Annotated in this window: 20 protein-coding genes; 8 read left to right on the top strand and 12 right to left on the bottom strand. The window is 52.7% G+C overall.

Annotation, left to right across the window (positions count from 1 at the left end):
* The 5 genes from PS14A_RS08135 to PS14A_RS08110 form a co-directional block, all read left to right on the top strand.
* Positions 1 to 628 (top strand): RHS repeat-associated core domain-containing protein (locus PS14A_RS08135; protein WP_282961460.1); only part of this gene is annotated, 628 nt, incomplete at its 5' end.
* Entirely contained in the window at positions 625 to 1,011 is a 387-nt protein-coding gene (locus tag PS14A_RS08130) for a hypothetical protein (protein WP_016773809.1), read from the top strand. The genes PS14A_RS08135 and PS14A_RS08130, both read left to right, overlap by 4 nt.
* A 701-nt stretch (positions 1,012 to 1,712) precedes the next feature.
* Positions 1,713 to 2,120 (top strand): hypothetical protein, encoded by a 408-nt coding sequence (locus PS14A_RS08120; RefSeq protein WP_212615705.1) that lies wholly within the window; start codon positions 1,713 to 1,715, stop codon positions 2,118 to 2,120.
* A gap of 202 nt (positions 2,121 to 2,322) precedes the next feature.
* The gene (locus tag PS14A_RS08115; RefSeq protein WP_249121208.1) at positions 2,323 to 2,601 is read left to right on the top strand and encodes a hypothetical protein; all 279 of its coding nucleotides are present in this window, start codon (positions 2,323 to 2,325) and stop codon (positions 2,599 to 2,601) included.
* A 233-nt stretch (positions 2,602 to 2,834) separates the two neighbouring features.
* The gene (locus tag PS14A_RS08110) at positions 2,835 to 3,209 is read left to right on the top strand and encodes a hypothetical protein (RefSeq protein WP_212615704.1); all 375 of its coding nucleotides are present in this window, start codon (positions 2,835 to 2,837) and stop codon (positions 3,207 to 3,209) included.
* 68 nt (positions 3,210 to 3,277) lie between these two features.
* Here the strand turns inward: PS14A_RS08110 and PS14A_RS08105 are convergent, their stop codons facing one another.
* The 4 genes from PS14A_RS08105 to PS14A_RS08090 form a co-directional block, all read right to left on the bottom strand.
* Complete coding sequence (locus PS14A_RS08105) at positions 3,278 to 3,445, bottom strand: hypothetical protein (protein WP_212615703.1); 168 nt, start codon at positions 3,443 to 3,445, stop codon at positions 3,278 to 3,280.
* A 118-nt stretch (positions 3,446 to 3,563) separates the two neighbouring features.
* Positions 3,564 to 3,983, bottom strand: a complete 420-nt coding sequence (locus PS14A_RS08100; RefSeq protein ID WP_024012287.1) for a YMGG-like glycine zipper-containing protein — start codon at positions 3,981 to 3,983, stop codon at positions 3,564 to 3,566.
* A 135-nt stretch (positions 3,984 to 4,118) separates the two neighbouring features.
* Positions 4,119 to 4,490: a hypothetical protein gene (locus PS14A_RS08095; RefSeq protein ID WP_039763869.1), complete on the bottom strand. Its 372-nt coding sequence runs from the start codon at positions 4,488 to 4,490 to the stop codon at positions 4,119 to 4,121.
* 312 nt (positions 4,491 to 4,802) lie between these two features.
* Positions 4,803 to 4,991, bottom strand: coding sequence for a hypothetical protein (locus PS14A_RS08090; RefSeq protein ID WP_024012286.1), 189 nt, complete (start codon positions 4,989 to 4,991; stop codon positions 4,803 to 4,805).
* 221 nt (positions 4,992 to 5,212) lie between these two features.
* Between PS14A_RS08090 and PS14A_RS08085 the strand changes: the two genes are divergently transcribed.
* Positions 5,213 to 5,491, top strand: coding sequence for a hypothetical protein (locus PS14A_RS08085; RefSeq protein WP_212615702.1), 279 nt, complete (start codon positions 5,213 to 5,215; stop codon positions 5,489 to 5,491).
* 55 nt (positions 5,492 to 5,546) lie between these two features.
* On the opposite strand, the gene PS14A_RS08080 is transcribed toward PS14A_RS08085, so the two are convergent.
* The 3 genes from PS14A_RS08080 to umuD all read right to left on the bottom strand — a co-directional run bounded on the left by PS14A_RS08080 (position 5,547) and on the right by umuD (position 7,637).
* Positions 5,547 to 5,867 carry a YbjQ family protein gene (locus tag PS14A_RS08080; protein WP_016773801.1) on the bottom strand — a complete coding sequence of 107 codons (321 nt, stop codon included), beginning with the start codon at positions 5,865 to 5,867 and terminating at the stop codon, positions 5,547 to 5,549.
* Positions 5,868 to 5,938: 71 nt separating this feature from the next.
* Complete coding sequence (locus PS14A_RS08075; protein ID WP_212615701.1) at positions 5,939 to 7,219, bottom strand: Y-family DNA polymerase; 1,281 nt, start codon at positions 7,217 to 7,219, stop codon at positions 5,939 to 5,941.
* Positions 7,206 to 7,637 carry a translesion error-prone DNA polymerase V autoproteolytic subunit gene (umuD, locus tag PS14A_RS08070; RefSeq protein ID WP_137216212.1) on the bottom strand — a complete coding sequence of 144 codons (432 nt, stop codon included), beginning with the start codon at positions 7,635 to 7,637 and terminating at the stop codon, positions 7,206 to 7,208. The genes PS14A_RS08075 and umuD overlap by 14 nt, the downstream gene beginning before the upstream one ends.
* 1,867 nt (positions 7,638 to 9,504) lie before the next feature.
* Here umuD and PS14A_RS08065 point away from each other — a divergent pair.
* Positions 9,505 to 9,819, top strand: coding sequence for a hypothetical protein (locus PS14A_RS08065; protein ID WP_212615700.1), 315 nt, complete (start codon positions 9,505 to 9,507; stop codon positions 9,817 to 9,819).
* A complete protein-coding gene (locus PS14A_RS26800; RefSeq protein ID WP_212615699.1) occupies positions 9,816 to 10,934 on the top strand; it encodes a DUF2971 domain-containing protein in 1,119 nt (372 codons plus the stop codon). The genes PS14A_RS08065 and PS14A_RS26800 overlap by 4 nt, the downstream gene beginning before the upstream one ends.
* A gap of 8 nt (positions 10,935 to 10,942) precedes the next feature.
* On the opposite strand, the gene PS14A_RS08055 is transcribed toward PS14A_RS26800, so the two are convergent.
* From PS14A_RS08055 to PS14A_RS08035, 5 genes are read right to left on the bottom strand one after another with little or no spacing between them, the layout of a single operon-like run.
* Entirely contained in the window at positions 10,943 to 11,914 is a 972-nt protein-coding gene (locus PS14A_RS08055) for a hypothetical protein (RefSeq protein ID WP_212615698.1), read from the bottom strand.
* Positions 11,887 to 12,591: a hypothetical protein gene (locus PS14A_RS08050; RefSeq protein ID WP_212615697.1), complete on the bottom strand. Its 705-nt coding sequence runs from the start codon at positions 12,589 to 12,591 to the stop codon at positions 11,887 to 11,889. The genes PS14A_RS08055 and PS14A_RS08050 overlap by 28 nt, the downstream gene beginning before the upstream one ends.
* Positions 12,588 to 13,142, bottom strand: a complete 555-nt coding sequence (locus PS14A_RS08045) for a DNA-binding protein (protein ID WP_212615696.1) — start codon at positions 13,140 to 13,142, stop codon at positions 12,588 to 12,590. The genes PS14A_RS08050 and PS14A_RS08045 overlap by 4 nt, the downstream gene beginning before the upstream one ends.
* A complete protein-coding gene (locus tag PS14A_RS08040) occupies positions 13,139 to 14,062 on the bottom strand; it encodes a hypothetical protein (RefSeq protein WP_212615695.1) in 924 nt (307 codons plus the stop codon). The genes PS14A_RS08045 and PS14A_RS08040 overlap by 4 nt, the downstream gene beginning before the upstream one ends.
* Entirely contained in the window at positions 14,059 to 14,766 is a 708-nt protein-coding gene (locus tag PS14A_RS08035; RefSeq protein ID WP_212615694.1) for a hypothetical protein, read from the bottom strand. The genes PS14A_RS08040 and PS14A_RS08035 overlap by 4 nt, the downstream gene beginning before the upstream one ends.
* Positions 14,767 to 14,773: the final 7 nt, after the last annotated feature.

The raw sequence follows: 14,773 nt of genomic DNA, 5'->3' as shown, positions 1-14,773 counted from the left end.
TCATCGGTATTACGACCCGAGGCTTGGGCGGTATCTGACCCCGGACCCGGTGAAGCTCGCGGGCGGGTTGAATCAGTACCAGTACGTGCCGAATCCGACGGGGTGGGTGGATCCGTTGGGGTTGAACTCCAATTGCCCGCCGCCGAAGAAGCCTGGGTGTGAGGTTCCGGGGGCGAGTGATGGGGTTAAGGTTGATGTGGGGGAGCCTGATGCACCAGCGCCTAAGAAAAAACAGGAATATCTGTACCGAGGAGACTCAAGAGACCCGTCCGATGTTTTTGTGAACGGATTCAAAAGCAAGGGAGACAGCGAGGACTTATTTCTCCACTCCATTGATAGCGATTTTCCTCCAAGCGGCTTTATCAGCACCTCCCCCTCTAGAGACGTGGGAAAAGAGTTTGCTACCAGCTTTTTTACAAAAACCGGGTTTCTTTATACTTTAAAGAGAGTCGAGGGCTATGATTTGAAGCAAGAATTAGGAAACCGATACAAATTTTCCCGAGAACAGGAATTCGCCGTTCCAAAAGTCATCAAAAATGAAGATATTCTAGGCGCCACGATAATTATTGACGATGGGCGTGACTTTGGTTACTCCATCCCGAATCCATATAGGAAAATTGACAAATGATTTCGGAGTTCAAAATTATCGTAGAAAAAGAATACGCAATCAAAGATGTAGTTCTGATTTGCGACAGCGAGGAAATAAGCATAACCCTAAGCCTGGACGAATTATCGCCAAAAACATACACCGGCAAAAATTTTTATCACTGTTTCGGCTTAATCCGCAAGGACAACCCCCTAGTAACTTTCTTTTGCAAAGGCTCAAAGTTAAATGTTCACCCCTCGAGCTTATCATCACAAATGTCTCTTGGATTAAAAGCTTATGAATTGACAAATGGAGCAGAACCATCACTGAAAGATGTGGTGTCGATATTTGACTACGAAAATGAAAACCTAACAAACTCACCAGAACTACAAAGAGAATTTTTCTTACAGTGGATGGGGACTTAGGGACAGAAAGACATATTTTTTTATGACAGAAATGATAAATGGCGCCCAAGTGAATTTTAAGAAAGACGCAAGCCGAGCCTTAACCAACACTACGTAAAGAAGCTTTCTAGGTATATCGACAGACTAAAAGAAAAACATGAATTACTGGAATGAGATACATGACAGTAAACTCTTCAACATGGTCTTCAGCCGAAATGTACCTATCGGAGAGATTAAGCTTTTCACTCTAAACATAGACAATAATCTTTCAACACTGACTCTAGCATTTGACATAAGAGAAATTCCAGACACGCCTCCGAAGAAGTGGGAATCCATAGGATACAATGCTTGTCGCATAGGGATAACCTGCAGTCAAGTTACAAGCTTGACGACATCCAATCTCCCCACACGGGAAATACTTCAATTATCCATTAAAAATTTTGAGAGCGGGCACTTGGTTTGCATTGCATCAGAGACTTCCGAGATAAAATTCATTACGTCATCGTTGATGATTAAGAGAACCTAGCGTCTATTTAACAGAGTCACCTGCCTAAAATCACGCACTTAACACTCCACGCGCAGCGCCTGCAAGACCAAAGCAATATCACCAACGCTAAAGCTATTACCGCCCCAAAGAGCATACCGCAATTTTCAATTAATAAAAAATGCAATCCAGCCAGCCAATTCATCGGACTAGATATTTTGCAAACTAGGAGAAAAGGATGAGTGATCAAACCTTGGATGCCCTGATAAATGACTTTATTGCTATGGTAGAGACAAGCACGCTGATATTTGAAGAAAAATTTGGTACTCGAGACATTAGAAGGCTTTGGCATACCAAGGCGATAAAGCGTCGCGGGAGAGTCACTCGAGGCGTTAAATATGAATTGCACGGCATCGGCTGCCGCATTAATCTATCGACAGGAACTGTAGATTTTGACTATGGGCCTAATGGTGAAATCAATGGGTTTGACATTTGCCGCTTATACTTCTTTGCTTGCGAAAGACCATCTAAATATCGAAAATACTGCGACAAAAAAATAATCGAAAAAGAATTCTCCGAATATATAGACCTAAAAAAAATCAAGAAAATCTCCTTAATTAGCAACTTGTATATATGGACCAACTGAAAAGAAACCGAAAAGACCAAAACACATAAAAACCACCCTGACTTCCGCATCTGCTTGTGAGACAAACACCAAAATTCACAATGTAAAAATCATTAGAAATATTGGGAAAACCATTTTCGAGACAGGAGCGAATGAAACATGTCAGCCTAAAAAGACTCGATACCGATCGACTGGATGATAATAGAAAAACATGAGCAACAACATGATACGTCTCGAAGACTTGATCAACGGCTTCCTCAAAAAAGTTGAAGAAGGAACAACGCTATTACAAGAAAAATTTGGCACTCGAAACATCCTAAGACTTTGGAGGAGCGGCCAAATAGAACGTTGCGGAGAAGTCAACGATGGCGTCGAGTATGAATTACACGGCATAGGCTGTGCTATTCATTTTCCCAATGAATCAGTGGATTTCGATTACGACTCGAATAACAGGATCGATGGTTTTGATGAGTGGCGCCACGGACAGGCCTTTAAAATATAAAAAATACACTGACATGAAATCTCTTGAGAGTGAGTTCAAGACCTATATAGATGCAGGCAGAATCGAAAAAATGTCGCCCTCCGATGACCTCTATGTATTAATCGACCCGCATGAAAACTCTGAAAACCAGACTTAGGCACCTGCTGACTCAAGCCTTTATGCCAAAGTTTAACTCTTAAAAACCTCACTGATCATCTCAATCCTCTGAAAGAAAAAACCAGCATGGCTCGAAGATGACTAAGAAATATCCTGCGCATATTGTCAAGATCGACCCAATCATTGAGGAAATGGTCCTGCTCAGCGTCAACGGTGTGACTGTGAGATGTTTCGCAGGCCACTGCCCCTCAGTCATCGAAGTAGGTGAGACCTACTCAGCCGAGTTCGAAATGGTACTGCCGGACGAAATAGACATTTCAAAATGCGATGGTAGCGAAACACGTGTCGAGATGCTTGATAATGGTTTCTCATGCGAGATTTACGGGCGCTTAGAAGGCGATACGCTCAAGTCGTTCGTCGAATTTGCGGATCAAGATATCCACTTCGATTTTCCGCACCTCAATGGTCAGTTTGTAAAAATCAGAGCACAAAGAATCGACGTCTCGTTCTGAGGAACAGATTTTCTGTAGGGCCTGCTGAGTCAGGCCCTTAAGCGCTAAATCAAATTCTCAACACCCCATCACTGCTCATCCCCATCCTCCTCATACTCCATATCCGCTTCATCCGCATCATTCAACGGCACCGTCGCATCATCCGTCACGGATCCAGGATCTTCACTGCCCGGATCATTGATAAACGGCACCCCATTAGGGCCCTTCTCTTCTTTGCCTTCGGTTTCAGGAGTCATGGCGCACCTCTTGAGCGTGTGGGATGTATGACGTTCGAAAAGCCCTACGGCCAATCGTTCCTCTGCCTGACGGCCAGACACAAAAAACCCGGCACCAGACCGGGTTTCCGTTGATCAATCAGCGATGTTTATTTTTGTGTTTGTTCTTGTGCTTGTGGCCGCCGGAATGAGATCCGCCGTCGTCGTCGCCAAGATTGTTACCTACTGCGCCGCCTGCTGCGCCGCCAAGGCCTGCGCCAATGGCGGAGCCGGTGGAGCCGCCGAGGCTGTTGCCGACGACCGAGCCCCCTGCTGCGCCAAGACCGCCGCCAATCGCGGCTTCGGTGCGGTTGCGTTTGTTCGCGCCGACGGCACTGCCCGCCGCGCCGCCAACACCTGCGCCGACCGCTGCGCCAGTGCTGCCGCCAAGTTGTCCGCCAACCACATTACCCAGCGCACCGCCGAGACCACCGCCTACGGCAGCGGTGCCGTCTCCGGCCGCCATCGCGCCCTGCGCCACGACCAAGCCAAAAAACAGTGCAGATAATGACAATCGCATATGAACCTCGCAGTTCCCGAAACGGGACAATCCGCCCAAGCGGGGCGTATGCAGATTGGAGATGATTTCGCAGGAAACGTTCAGCCATGAAAAAGCCCGACATCGAGTCGGGCTTTTTCTGACAGGCAATCAGTCTCAGTGGCGCTTGTGACCTTTGCCCAGGTTGCTGCCGACGGCACCGCCGGCCGCGCCGCCCAGACCTGCACCGATGGTGGCGCCGTTGCGGCCACCCAGGCTGTTGCCGATCACCGAACCACCGGCTGCACCGACACCGCCACCGATCGCCGCTTTGGTGCGGCTGCCCTTGCGTGCGGCGACTGCGCTGCCCGCTGCGCCCGCGACGCCAGCACCAATGGCGGCACCGGTGCTGCCGCCCATTTTCTGACCGACCACGTTACCCAGCGCGCCACCCAGGCCACCGCCCAGCGCCGCGGTGCCATCACCGGCAGCCATCGCACCTTGAGCAAACAGAAGGCCAAGAACCAGAGCAGGCAGTGTTAAACGCATGACGAAAACCTCAAATAAACGGAATGACGAAAAGGAGCGGGATTTAATGCGCTCGACGCAGGAAAGTCCAGACGCCGGCGACAGCGTCGATTGGACCGCGATCAGGGAAAAGGTTTTATGCCGGACAAAAAAAAGCCCGCTGGGGAGACGGGCTGGAGACTTGCTTTCTAACGGATGGCTTCACACTACGTTGGCCAACGTGAAAAGTTTGTGAAAAAAAACCGACATTAATGTCAATGCCTGCCAGAGATTTCAAACCCCTATTCTTGCGCACATAAAAAACCCCGTTCAGTGACGGGGTGCAGGATGAAATCACTTTCTGGTCCTTGCCGTGACCTTGGGCAGGAATTTCGCTTTTGGCCCTTTCGGGGCCGTGGATTTGATTTTGCCGATGCTCACCGGATCCTCGCCAAACCCCGACTGATACTCCGACTGACCGCAGCGCACACAGTTGTTGAATGAAAACTCAGCGCCATCATCTTCGATAAATGGACCTGACATAGACTCTCCCCTACGCAACCGGGTCGACACCGACAAAACAGTTTTGCCTGGAAAATATCGCCCCTCAGCGCTTTTGAGACTAGCTGGTCACTACTGGACTTGCCGTTCAGAAAGGCTGATCACCGACGAATGGAAAAAAGCGTCGTGAACGATCATTCGCTAAAGATTTCCATCAAACGGCCGCTGCCCTGACTCCTACCAATGAATCTCAAGGAGAGATCATGCAGATCAATGGATTCCCGAACATGCCAGTCGTAAAACTCACGGACGAGCAGATCGCTGCCGGCAAGGCCGGTGCGGAAAAACGCAAGGAAAAGATCGTCTCGGGTGAAATCACCATCAAATACCCGGACAAACCGCTTCTCAAGCCGGGCGTCGTCTACTATCCCAGCGAGCCCGCACCATCGGCGCAGCCTGACGGGACACCGCCCCTCCTTGCCATCGATACACCGCTGACCTATGACTCAAGAGGCGCTGTGTTGCTCAAGCCACAAGGCTGATTGACGCGAAAAAGCCCACTCGTTGTGCGAGTGGGCTTTGCCTTGAACACAATAATCAGCGCAGCTTGACCGCCGTTCCGGTGACAAACACCACGACCATGCCGCCCTTGCCTGCCGGCATGCTGATCTCGAAGTCCACGCCGACCACCGCGTCAGCCTGCAATGCCCGCGCCCGATCCTTCAGTTCGTCGGTGGCCTGAATGCGTGCTTCTTTAAGAGCCCGCTCCAACGTCTGCGACCGCCCGCCAAAGAAGTCGCGCATGCCGGCGAACATATCGCGGATCACGTTGACGCCCTGCACAGACTCGGCGCTGACGATGTCCAGATAGGCAGTGATCTGCCTCCCCTCGACGGAATGAGTGGTGGAAATGATCATGAAAGTCGTCCCTTTACTGCAAAAGTGAAGGCGGCGATTGTAGCGCGGCACCAGACCTGGCACCCGTTGCTTCAATTACATTTAACGACCCACAATTGATCCAGCTTCGTCGTAAAACTCGCACTCATCATCTCCCGCCGCATGCCCCAGGCAGGATCCGCCGGCACGCTCCCCGCTCGCAATGTTCCATGCCCCCAGCGTTGATTGATCTGGTCCAGCACCCCCATCACCCTCTCCGCCGCTTGAGGTTGGGACTGTGCAAACAGGTCCTCGGTAAATTCTCCGGGCTGTCGCAGATCCATCAACAGCACCTCAGCCTTGCTGTACTTGAATCCCGGCCGGAACAATCGATCAACCGCCTCGCTCGCCACCTTGCTCAGCAATCGCACATCATTGGTCGGATAAGGCAACTCGATCAGCGCGCCATTGGCGTACTTCGCCTCTTCCGGATTGAACATGCCGGTGCGGATACTCACGCGGATCTTTTTGCACAGCGAACTCTGCGCACGCAGCTTTTCCGCCGCTCGATGCACATAAGTCGCCACGGCTTCTTTGATCGGTTCGATGGTAGTCAAACGGTTGCCAAACATGCGGCTGCTGCAGATTTCCTGCTTCGGCGGTTCCGTCTCGGACAGCTCCAGACAGGATGTGCCACCCAGTTCGCGCGCGGTCTTCTCGATCACCACGCTGAACTTGCGCCGAAGTGTCCACGGATCGGCCTTCGCCAGGTCCATCGCACTTCTGATCTGCATGCTTTCCAGATGAGCTTTCATCCGCCGACCGACGCCCCACACTTCACCGACATCGGTATTGCGCAGCACCCAATCGCGTTTGGACGGATCGCAGATGTCGACCACGCCGCCGGTGTGCGCTTGCAGGCGCTTCGCAGTGTGGTTGGCGAGCTTGGCCAGCGTTTTCGTGGGGGCGATGCCGACGCCGACCGGGATGCCGGTGCGTTTATAAACGGCGGAGCGGATGGTTCGGCCAAACGCGGTCAGGTCCCCAGGAATGCCGCTGAGATCGGCGAACGCCTCATCAATGCTGTACACCTCGACGGCCGGCACCATGGATTCGATGATCGTCATCACCCGCTCGCTCATGTCGCCGTACAAGGCGTAATTACTGCTGAACACCTGAATGCCATGGCGGCGCAAATCATCGCGAATCTGGAAATACGGCGCGCCCATTTTCACAAAGGGCTTGGCGTCATAACTGCGCGCGATCACGCAGCCATCGTTATTGCTCAGCACGACAATCGGCGTCTTCGCCAGATCGGGCCGGAACACTCGCTCACAGCTGGCATAGAAGCTGTTGCAATCGATCAGCGCGAAAACCTGCTCACGATTTGCCATGGTCGCGCACGCTGTAAGTGACCACGCCCCAGATCACCAACTCATCCCCTTCCATCACGTAGCGAGGCGGGTATTTGCTGTTGGCCGAAAGAAGGATGACGGTGTTGTCGCGCATGTGCAGGCGCTTGCAGATGGGTTCGGAGTTGAGACCGGCGATGACGATATCGCCGTGCTCGGCATTCAGGCTGCGATCAACAATCACCAGATCACCGCAAAATATCCCGGCGTCCTGCATGCTTTCGCCTTCGATCTTCGCCAGATAAACGTGCGGCGCACGAATATCGAAGATCTCATCAAGCGAAATGTGCTTTTCAATGTGATCAGCCGCCGGCGAAGGAAAACCGGCGGGAATCCGAAACGAATACAACGCAAGCTTTTCGCCCGCGCCTGACAACGGGCCGAGGATGGTGACGCTCATGATACGAACCTGATAGTGAATTTACTGTATGCACATACAGTAAACTCGGGACGGTTCGGAGGGTCAATGAGGCGTGTAGGAGATTTCGACGGGTGACAGGGTTTTGTATAGCTTTGGAGAGAGAATGATCACCAAAGCACACTTCATGGATGCCGAGCACCAACGGGCCCACATCACCCTTTTCCATACGCCAAAAACCACAAACCCCCGACTTTCTCTAGGAAAATCAGGGGTTTGTGTTTACTGAATATGGCGGTGAAGGAGAGATTCGAAACTACCCGTTTGCGGTTTTTTGAGCACACCCCCCCGGTTTATAAGGGCTGCAGAGGAGCGAGTTTTTTAATCTCAGTCCCATGTCAGTCCCATGGGTTTTGCGCACCAGGTTGCAGAACACGGACGCTAAGCCCGTTTCGACGTTTCATGTTGACCCATGGGAAAAAGGTAATTTTGGTAATGCGGCATGAGGCAAGCTCTGGAAGCCTTGAAAATCGGGGCTTAGAGAGAAATACGCAGAGGTAATAATTTGGTAAGTATGAGGTTAGAAAATTACCTTTCCTATGAGTAATCCCTTATAGCCCTCAAACCTAGTAAAACTGGGCACTTCAGAAATTATTACCCTAACTCTTACCTAAAATTACCTCTTGAGGTAATGAGTGAAAGCCAGGCAAGACAAGGGCTGTAGCGCGTTTCCACACCTCGCTTACCAAAATTACCTTTTTCCCAGCCCACGTCTGAAAAATGGCCAAGACGACGTCCCTTTTCCGTGTTTTTCACATCATGAGAATTGGCACTGATAGCAAGAAAATTCTTGGTGACTCTGTGCAATACCAGAAAACCCCGCAGAGCCAAGCGGACCGGGCCTTACAACCGCTTTCCCAGCGGACTGGGCGTTGTCGGATTCGCAAGTGGTGCGAACAGTTCCAAAAACGAAAATACCCTTTGCAGTAGGTTTTTCAGGGTGCAGCCCCTGCACGCCGGACGTCTCACACCCTTGGCCAACTCGCCGATGCTCCGTAAAGCTGTGCCACGGATCTGCACTTTTTTACAAAACCTTGCACTGCGTGCAATCCATGCAAACTCCACAGCCCCCGCAGCAGGCCTGGGCAGAGCCGGTGATTGCACCGCTCTGGCCGTTGCACAAAAAAGGGACGCAAAGCCCGTCGGCGGGAGGGGGATAAGTGCTTTTTCGGCAGATTTTTTCTTACCAGGACATTATGCACAGCTAGCATGCAATCAAAATAATCAGGTAAGGATTAGCTGATGGAAGCAATCACGATATGGGGTTACAGCGTCAAGTTCAGTGATGCCATAGCATTCCTGGCGCTTATCGTAGCCGGAATCGCGGTGTGGGTTTCGTGGCTGGCATACCGCGTGAACAGGAATTCCCTTAGCTTGTATGAAGGTGGGGATTATTTAGGGACGGTTTTATACGTCACAAACAATAGCCCTCACGCCGTGACCGTTTCGAATCTCGGCTATGTTGGCCCCGACGGACGCTCATTTAGTCTGCTGGGGGAGCAAGGGTTAAGAGTCCGTATTGACCCTAGGGACGAGGCGAGCATTAGGCTTGACGATGACATGGCGGCTACCGTAAGGCGTGGAAAAGGTAGCTATTCTCGTCACTGTCTATTCGTGGCACTCGCGACTGGTCATGAGTTCTACAACGTCAATTTGCCGCGAAGGCTATGGTGGAAGATTCGGGGGTTTTTCGACGGTAGTCGCAGGCAGCGAAATCGACAATCCCAGCGCTGACTTCCTTCCTTTGATTGAGCATTCGTGTCCCCCGTGGCGTGCTTGTTGAATTGCTGGCCAGCGGAACGGTGCTAATCTGGCTCGATTAACTGACTCCATATGAGATTAAGTGCAAATGCCCGATTACCTTTATAGATTCCGCTCGGTAGAAAAGCTGCTTGGTAAAGTTGAGCTTGAAGGTGAGCTGGCAGGTACTTATATATATTTTGCGTCACCCGATCAGTTAAATGATCCATTCGAAGGCTATCGTGAATTGTTTTTTTCAGGTGATCCTATTGTCTGGCAGCAGCTTTTTAAGCGATATATTGCCTGCCTAATAGTTCGAAACTACCAATATTTATCCGGCTTTGAGCTTAATCAAAGTGATTTTCCAGATGTGTACGATCTCAGCATACTGCCACCCGATGTCAGTGAGCCAGGAAAAAAGTGATTTCTACTTTTCTTTCAAATGGCAATATTCTACGACACATTGAGTTCTTAGCACGTGGAGAACGAAAGGTTACAAAAGAAGAGCTGGTTGTGCACCTGAGTAGTATTCAAGTGTATGCGATGAAGTTGGTCGCTGGACTATACATCCAAATAGGTGTAAAACCCGTAGATACTAAGTTAAAAGATATGCAAGAAGTACGTAGCCTTGAGCCTTCATCAGCATTGCTTTCAGTCTGTGGGGAAGGGAGCGAGGGAGAAGTTACTGCGGCCGACGCTATAGGGTATACGGTGGCCTTGTATATGGCGGAAACTGAACTTTTCATATCAAACTACAACTCCTATAAAGAGGAGTCAAAAAATATCAAATGGCGCAGGCTTGTTCATAGTTTTATCGCGCAATTTGTAGAGAGCTTGAAAAAACTAAGTTATAGGGAATGGTACACCGCGTGCTTTATGGAAAGTTGCAGCAACTCATCCATATGGGGAACCTATGGCGATAACCACAAAGGCGTTTGTTTAAAATTCAAGACTGACAAGACTGGGGGCAAAGCACAGTTATCTTTCCATATGGCTGTCGCATTATCATCCAGTGGATCATTGTGGGATCATGCCAAGCTTACGTTTGAGAAAGTAAATTACGTGACCGAAATAAGTGATCTTGATTTTTTTAGATCTATCGGGATTTATCCAAGAAATATGCTGTTAAAAAACTGGTACTTGAACGATGCCGGTGATCGGAGCGCATGCTATTCAGCTCTTGACAATCAAGAAGAATGGATAGAAAACTACTGGAGAAGTCGGCAGCTAAGTATTACTAGTAAAATGCAGGACTGGAAAAATGAAAGTGAATACCGTTTAATCCTGCAGAACGGCATGCCCGATTATGAGGAATTTAAAAATCGGTGTTTGAAGTATAATTTTGAATCACTTGAAGGAATAATTTTCGGCATCCGCACACCAGAGGTTGAAAAGTATAAAATCATTCAAGTTGTCGAAGAGCTTTGTGATAAATACAAAAGATCTGAATTCAATATTTATCAAGCGCATCACAATGCATCGACCAAAGAGATTAGTTATCGCTCTCTCGTGAAGGTTAGCTGCGACAACCCCGTTTAGTTTATTACCTAAAGAGTGATTTTTTTGATTGATGTTGAGTAGGCTTTAGATTGAACTGCGCACCCTTCGAAAATTGTTGCATTAACAGGCGCTGGAGTAGGGCCATGCGTATGAATAGCGATTTCTAAATTCATTTGTTGCATTAGGTCGAGAACATCCCCGACAACTTTGAACAAATTGATTTCTCCGGAGCCAATCCAGTTTTTCGGAGCCTGAAATCGCTGGCTGATTCCCGCCACGCTGCGCCGTAAGCCTTCTATCCGCTCCTGCATCTCGCTACCGACGGTAGCATTATGTTTCTGTCCCACCACCAGATTCAGATCCCGGCCGGTGGCCTGGTGCAAATCATCCACCGCCGCCAGGCTCGCGGATCCTCCTGACATCAGCTTGAGCGCGCCCAGCGCCTCGATCTTTTTCACACCACCCACAGTCTCGGTCGAATGGTCATCGATCGTCTGCGTGTGGCTCTGGAACTGCTCGCGGTTATCCAGGGCTTCAACTTCGCGCTCGATCGCCTGATCCCGGATTTTGCCATCGGTCTGGCGTAGCCAGTTGCCGTCGGCATCGACGCGCTGTTGGGCGGCTTCGCTGTGCTGCCACACCTGATCCCCCTTCGGCACCTTGGGCATGCTCAGGCCGTGCGGCAAGATCGATTGAATGTAGGGTTTGTTCGGTAGCCCGTAGGCAAAGCACACCACCACCCGCGTGCCCTCCTCCGGAAAGGCATAAATGCCCATTTCCTCGCCACCGGTGGGCAGCGGCAATGGAACGCCAGTGAGCGGCGGCATGGCTGGGTCTGGTTCGTCGTCGGCGCCGAGCACTTCAATATCCACGGCATAGCGCGGGCGGAAGTCGTCGCACAGTCCGGCGTCCGCTGGCGCATCGGCCACGGCGATAACTCGGGCAAATCGCGGCAAGTGATAGCCACCGGTGAGTTCGGGGAATTGGCGCTCTACAGCGCGGCGGATTGCGTCGTCCATCGGATGGCCATCTGGTCATTGGCGAGTGCCACCGTGGTGATGCGCTCGCCGTTGTTGATCGTTGCACCTGGTCGCAGCCCGGGAAGGGCCGCGACCATCGCGCTCTGGTTGCCCTGGAAGCCGTCAAACAGCTCCGTGGGAATCTGCAGCGGCGCACGTGCGCCGAAAAAACTATCGGCCCAACTGCCGGCGAAGACTTCGCCGTTGCCCAACTGGTGCCAGGTGAAGTCGGGAATGCTGTACACGCGGGCCAAGCTGTCCATCGCCTGGTAACCGGCGGCGAGGCTGTAAAAATACGGCGCCTTCACGTTGGCATAAGGCCGATCAGGAACACGAAACCGCAAGCCAGTTTGTACGCTGACCTCGGCCAGCACGGCGCGTAGGTCAACATGGCGCAGATTCAGCGGCAACGGCTTGGCCAGTACAGCGGCCAACTCGCGACAGAACAGCACTTGCTCTACCGCGTTGGCGGCGGTGCAGCGCTCGACGTAACCGATGAAGTGCCGTTGCAGCGTGCCTTCGTTGTAGCCGATATCCAGCGTCACGAGCCCTTTGAGCGGCGCCGACGATTGAACCGTGAAGTTCGCCCGACCGGGACTGGTGGCGTCTAATCGCACGTCCTCCTTGACCAGTGCGATCGGCACTCCGTTGATCGAAAGTATCTTGTGCAGTTTCACGCCGGCTCACTCCCGCCTAGCCACTTGTCCACACGCCCGAGCACTTTTTCGAAGCCGCTTAGCGAGGGATCGTTGCCGGTTGATTCGCCGTTGCCGGTACCGGCGTCACCGACTGAGCTGCCGGGAGCGCCTTGCGCGGTGACCTTGTTGCCGGCGCGCCGGCCTTCGACTTTCTCCGGGTTTGATTCACGCTCGCTCAGGGTGAATTGCACCAACCATGCTTTCAGCGTGTCCGCCTCCCGAGCGTTGACACCGTCGGAGAACTCCACTTGGCGCACACCGAAGGCCTCGGCGGTATCGTTAACAATCCGGTACAGATGGAGCTGACCACCGCCGGCGGTGGATTCAGCCAAACGCAGCAGATCGGTGAGTTGGGTTTTGTCCGCGAAGGGGATCATCAGCGACACGGCCAGCGTCTTGGGCTTGAAGCCTTTGTGAGCCTTGTCGGTGTTGCTCGTCTGGCCGGACATATCGCCGCTTTCAATGCGCAGATTGGCCGTGACCTTGAGGTTCTTGCCTTGGACTTTTTGCCCGTCGAGTAGCAGCGTCATAGGCCGACCAGCTCCTGCACGAAGCTCAGCCCTTCTTTGCTACCCACCAACAGCAAGCCCGCGCATTGAATCCATTCGTGGCCAGGCGCATCGCCGGCCAGCAGCTCGCGGCGCAATTCGCTGGCGGTGCCTGGGCCAATCATCCGCGCGCGCATGCTGACGTCTGGGTTGCCACCGATCAGCAAGTCTTTCAGGTCAGCCAGTTGCTTGTCCCGTCCCTGTTGCTGAGCGCTCTTGCGTGCTGCCAGCGTTGCCAGATCGGCCAACGGCGAGCTGTCGGCCGCGTAGCCTTCCAGCATCGCCAACTGCCCCGCCATGGACTGCTTGGCAGCTTTCACCACCGTGCAACGTTCAAGCGGCAAACCCTGCCAGCGCGGAAGCGTGCCAGCGCCGGGGATCTCCCACTTTTCGATTTCCAGTTTCACCAGGTGTTGCGCACGGCGCTCGGTTCGCACCAGGTCAGGGATCGGCAGCAAAGCATTGAACCGCGCCAAGCTGCTGGCCAGCTGCTCAAGGTGTGTCGCCAAAAACAGGATCGATAGTGCGTACTGCGGCCCACTCGGGCGCCCGCTGTCGCTGGCGTCTTCAAGTTTTTTGGCGAGATGTTCCAGCGCATTCGGCGCTGACAGAAATCGCTGATACCCCGCACCCTGCCCCACACCGTTTTGAAACGGCGTTACCACCAGGCACGCAGGCACTTGATCCATTTGCTCGGCCAGCGCCTTGCGTCCGGCCGCGATCGCGCTTTTGGCGATATCACCGACCGGCCCCGGGTTGGTGTTGGCCAGCCCGCTCAGACTCGCCAGGCGCTGGGCGGTGCTGGCCAGTTCGCCGCCGGCCAGATCCTTGGCTGCTGACAGCCCGCCCAGCCACTGAGTGGCCTGCTCTGGCCAGCGCATGGTCACCGGTGCCCAGGTCATGCCGGCGCAGTCCAGCGGATGGCTTTCATCGCTTTCAGGTTTTTGTCTTTTTGCGCCTTTTCCACAGCCAGGCGTAACGCCTCGGCATGCTGCTGCGCGGCTCGTCGGAACCGAACCAGATCAAGGCTGACTTGCTGCAACTGGGCGATGGTGTGCGGCCGGAAGGCCAGCACCTGGTCGATGTCATAGCAGGGGTAGACGTCGTCGAGCCCCAACAGCACCTGGCCGTTGAGATTCACCTGGTCATCAATGGCGCTGCTGTAGCGGTATGGCTCGCCCAATGCGCTGGAAGTAAAACCACCAGCGATGTAGCCAGCGCAGCCCGAGGCGATCGCTTGTAGCTTCTCGTCACGCAGTGCCGCCAGAACCGCTTCGATGTCGTCGACCCACCCGCCATTTTTCCAGACCTGATTTGGCCCGGGCTTTTTCATGGTGTAGCCCGCTGGCACCGATTCGAAGCCTTCCAACGTTCGCGGCTCGCCGGTGACGATGCTGTACACCACGACGCCGCCGAAATAATCCACCAACTGCCAGGCTTTACCGTTCCACCATGCAGCTTTTTGCTCCGGTACTGCGGGCGGCTTCACTTCGACGCAACCACCAGGAACCAGATATACGCCCGGCTCCAGCGGCGATTCATCGGCCGTTACGGCTCCAATGAAAATGCCCAGGTGGTCAGTTTGGTACACGAATTTTTCAGTCATGCTCGAC

Origin of the sequence: Pseudomonas sp. 14A, assembly GCF_018132745.1 — a bacterium.
Taxonomy (GTDB): Bacteria; Pseudomonadota; Gammaproteobacteria; order Pseudomonadales; family Pseudomonadaceae; genus Aquipseudomonas; species Aquipseudomonas mercuritolerans.
This window is presented reverse-complemented; position numbering and strand designations above follow the sequence as displayed.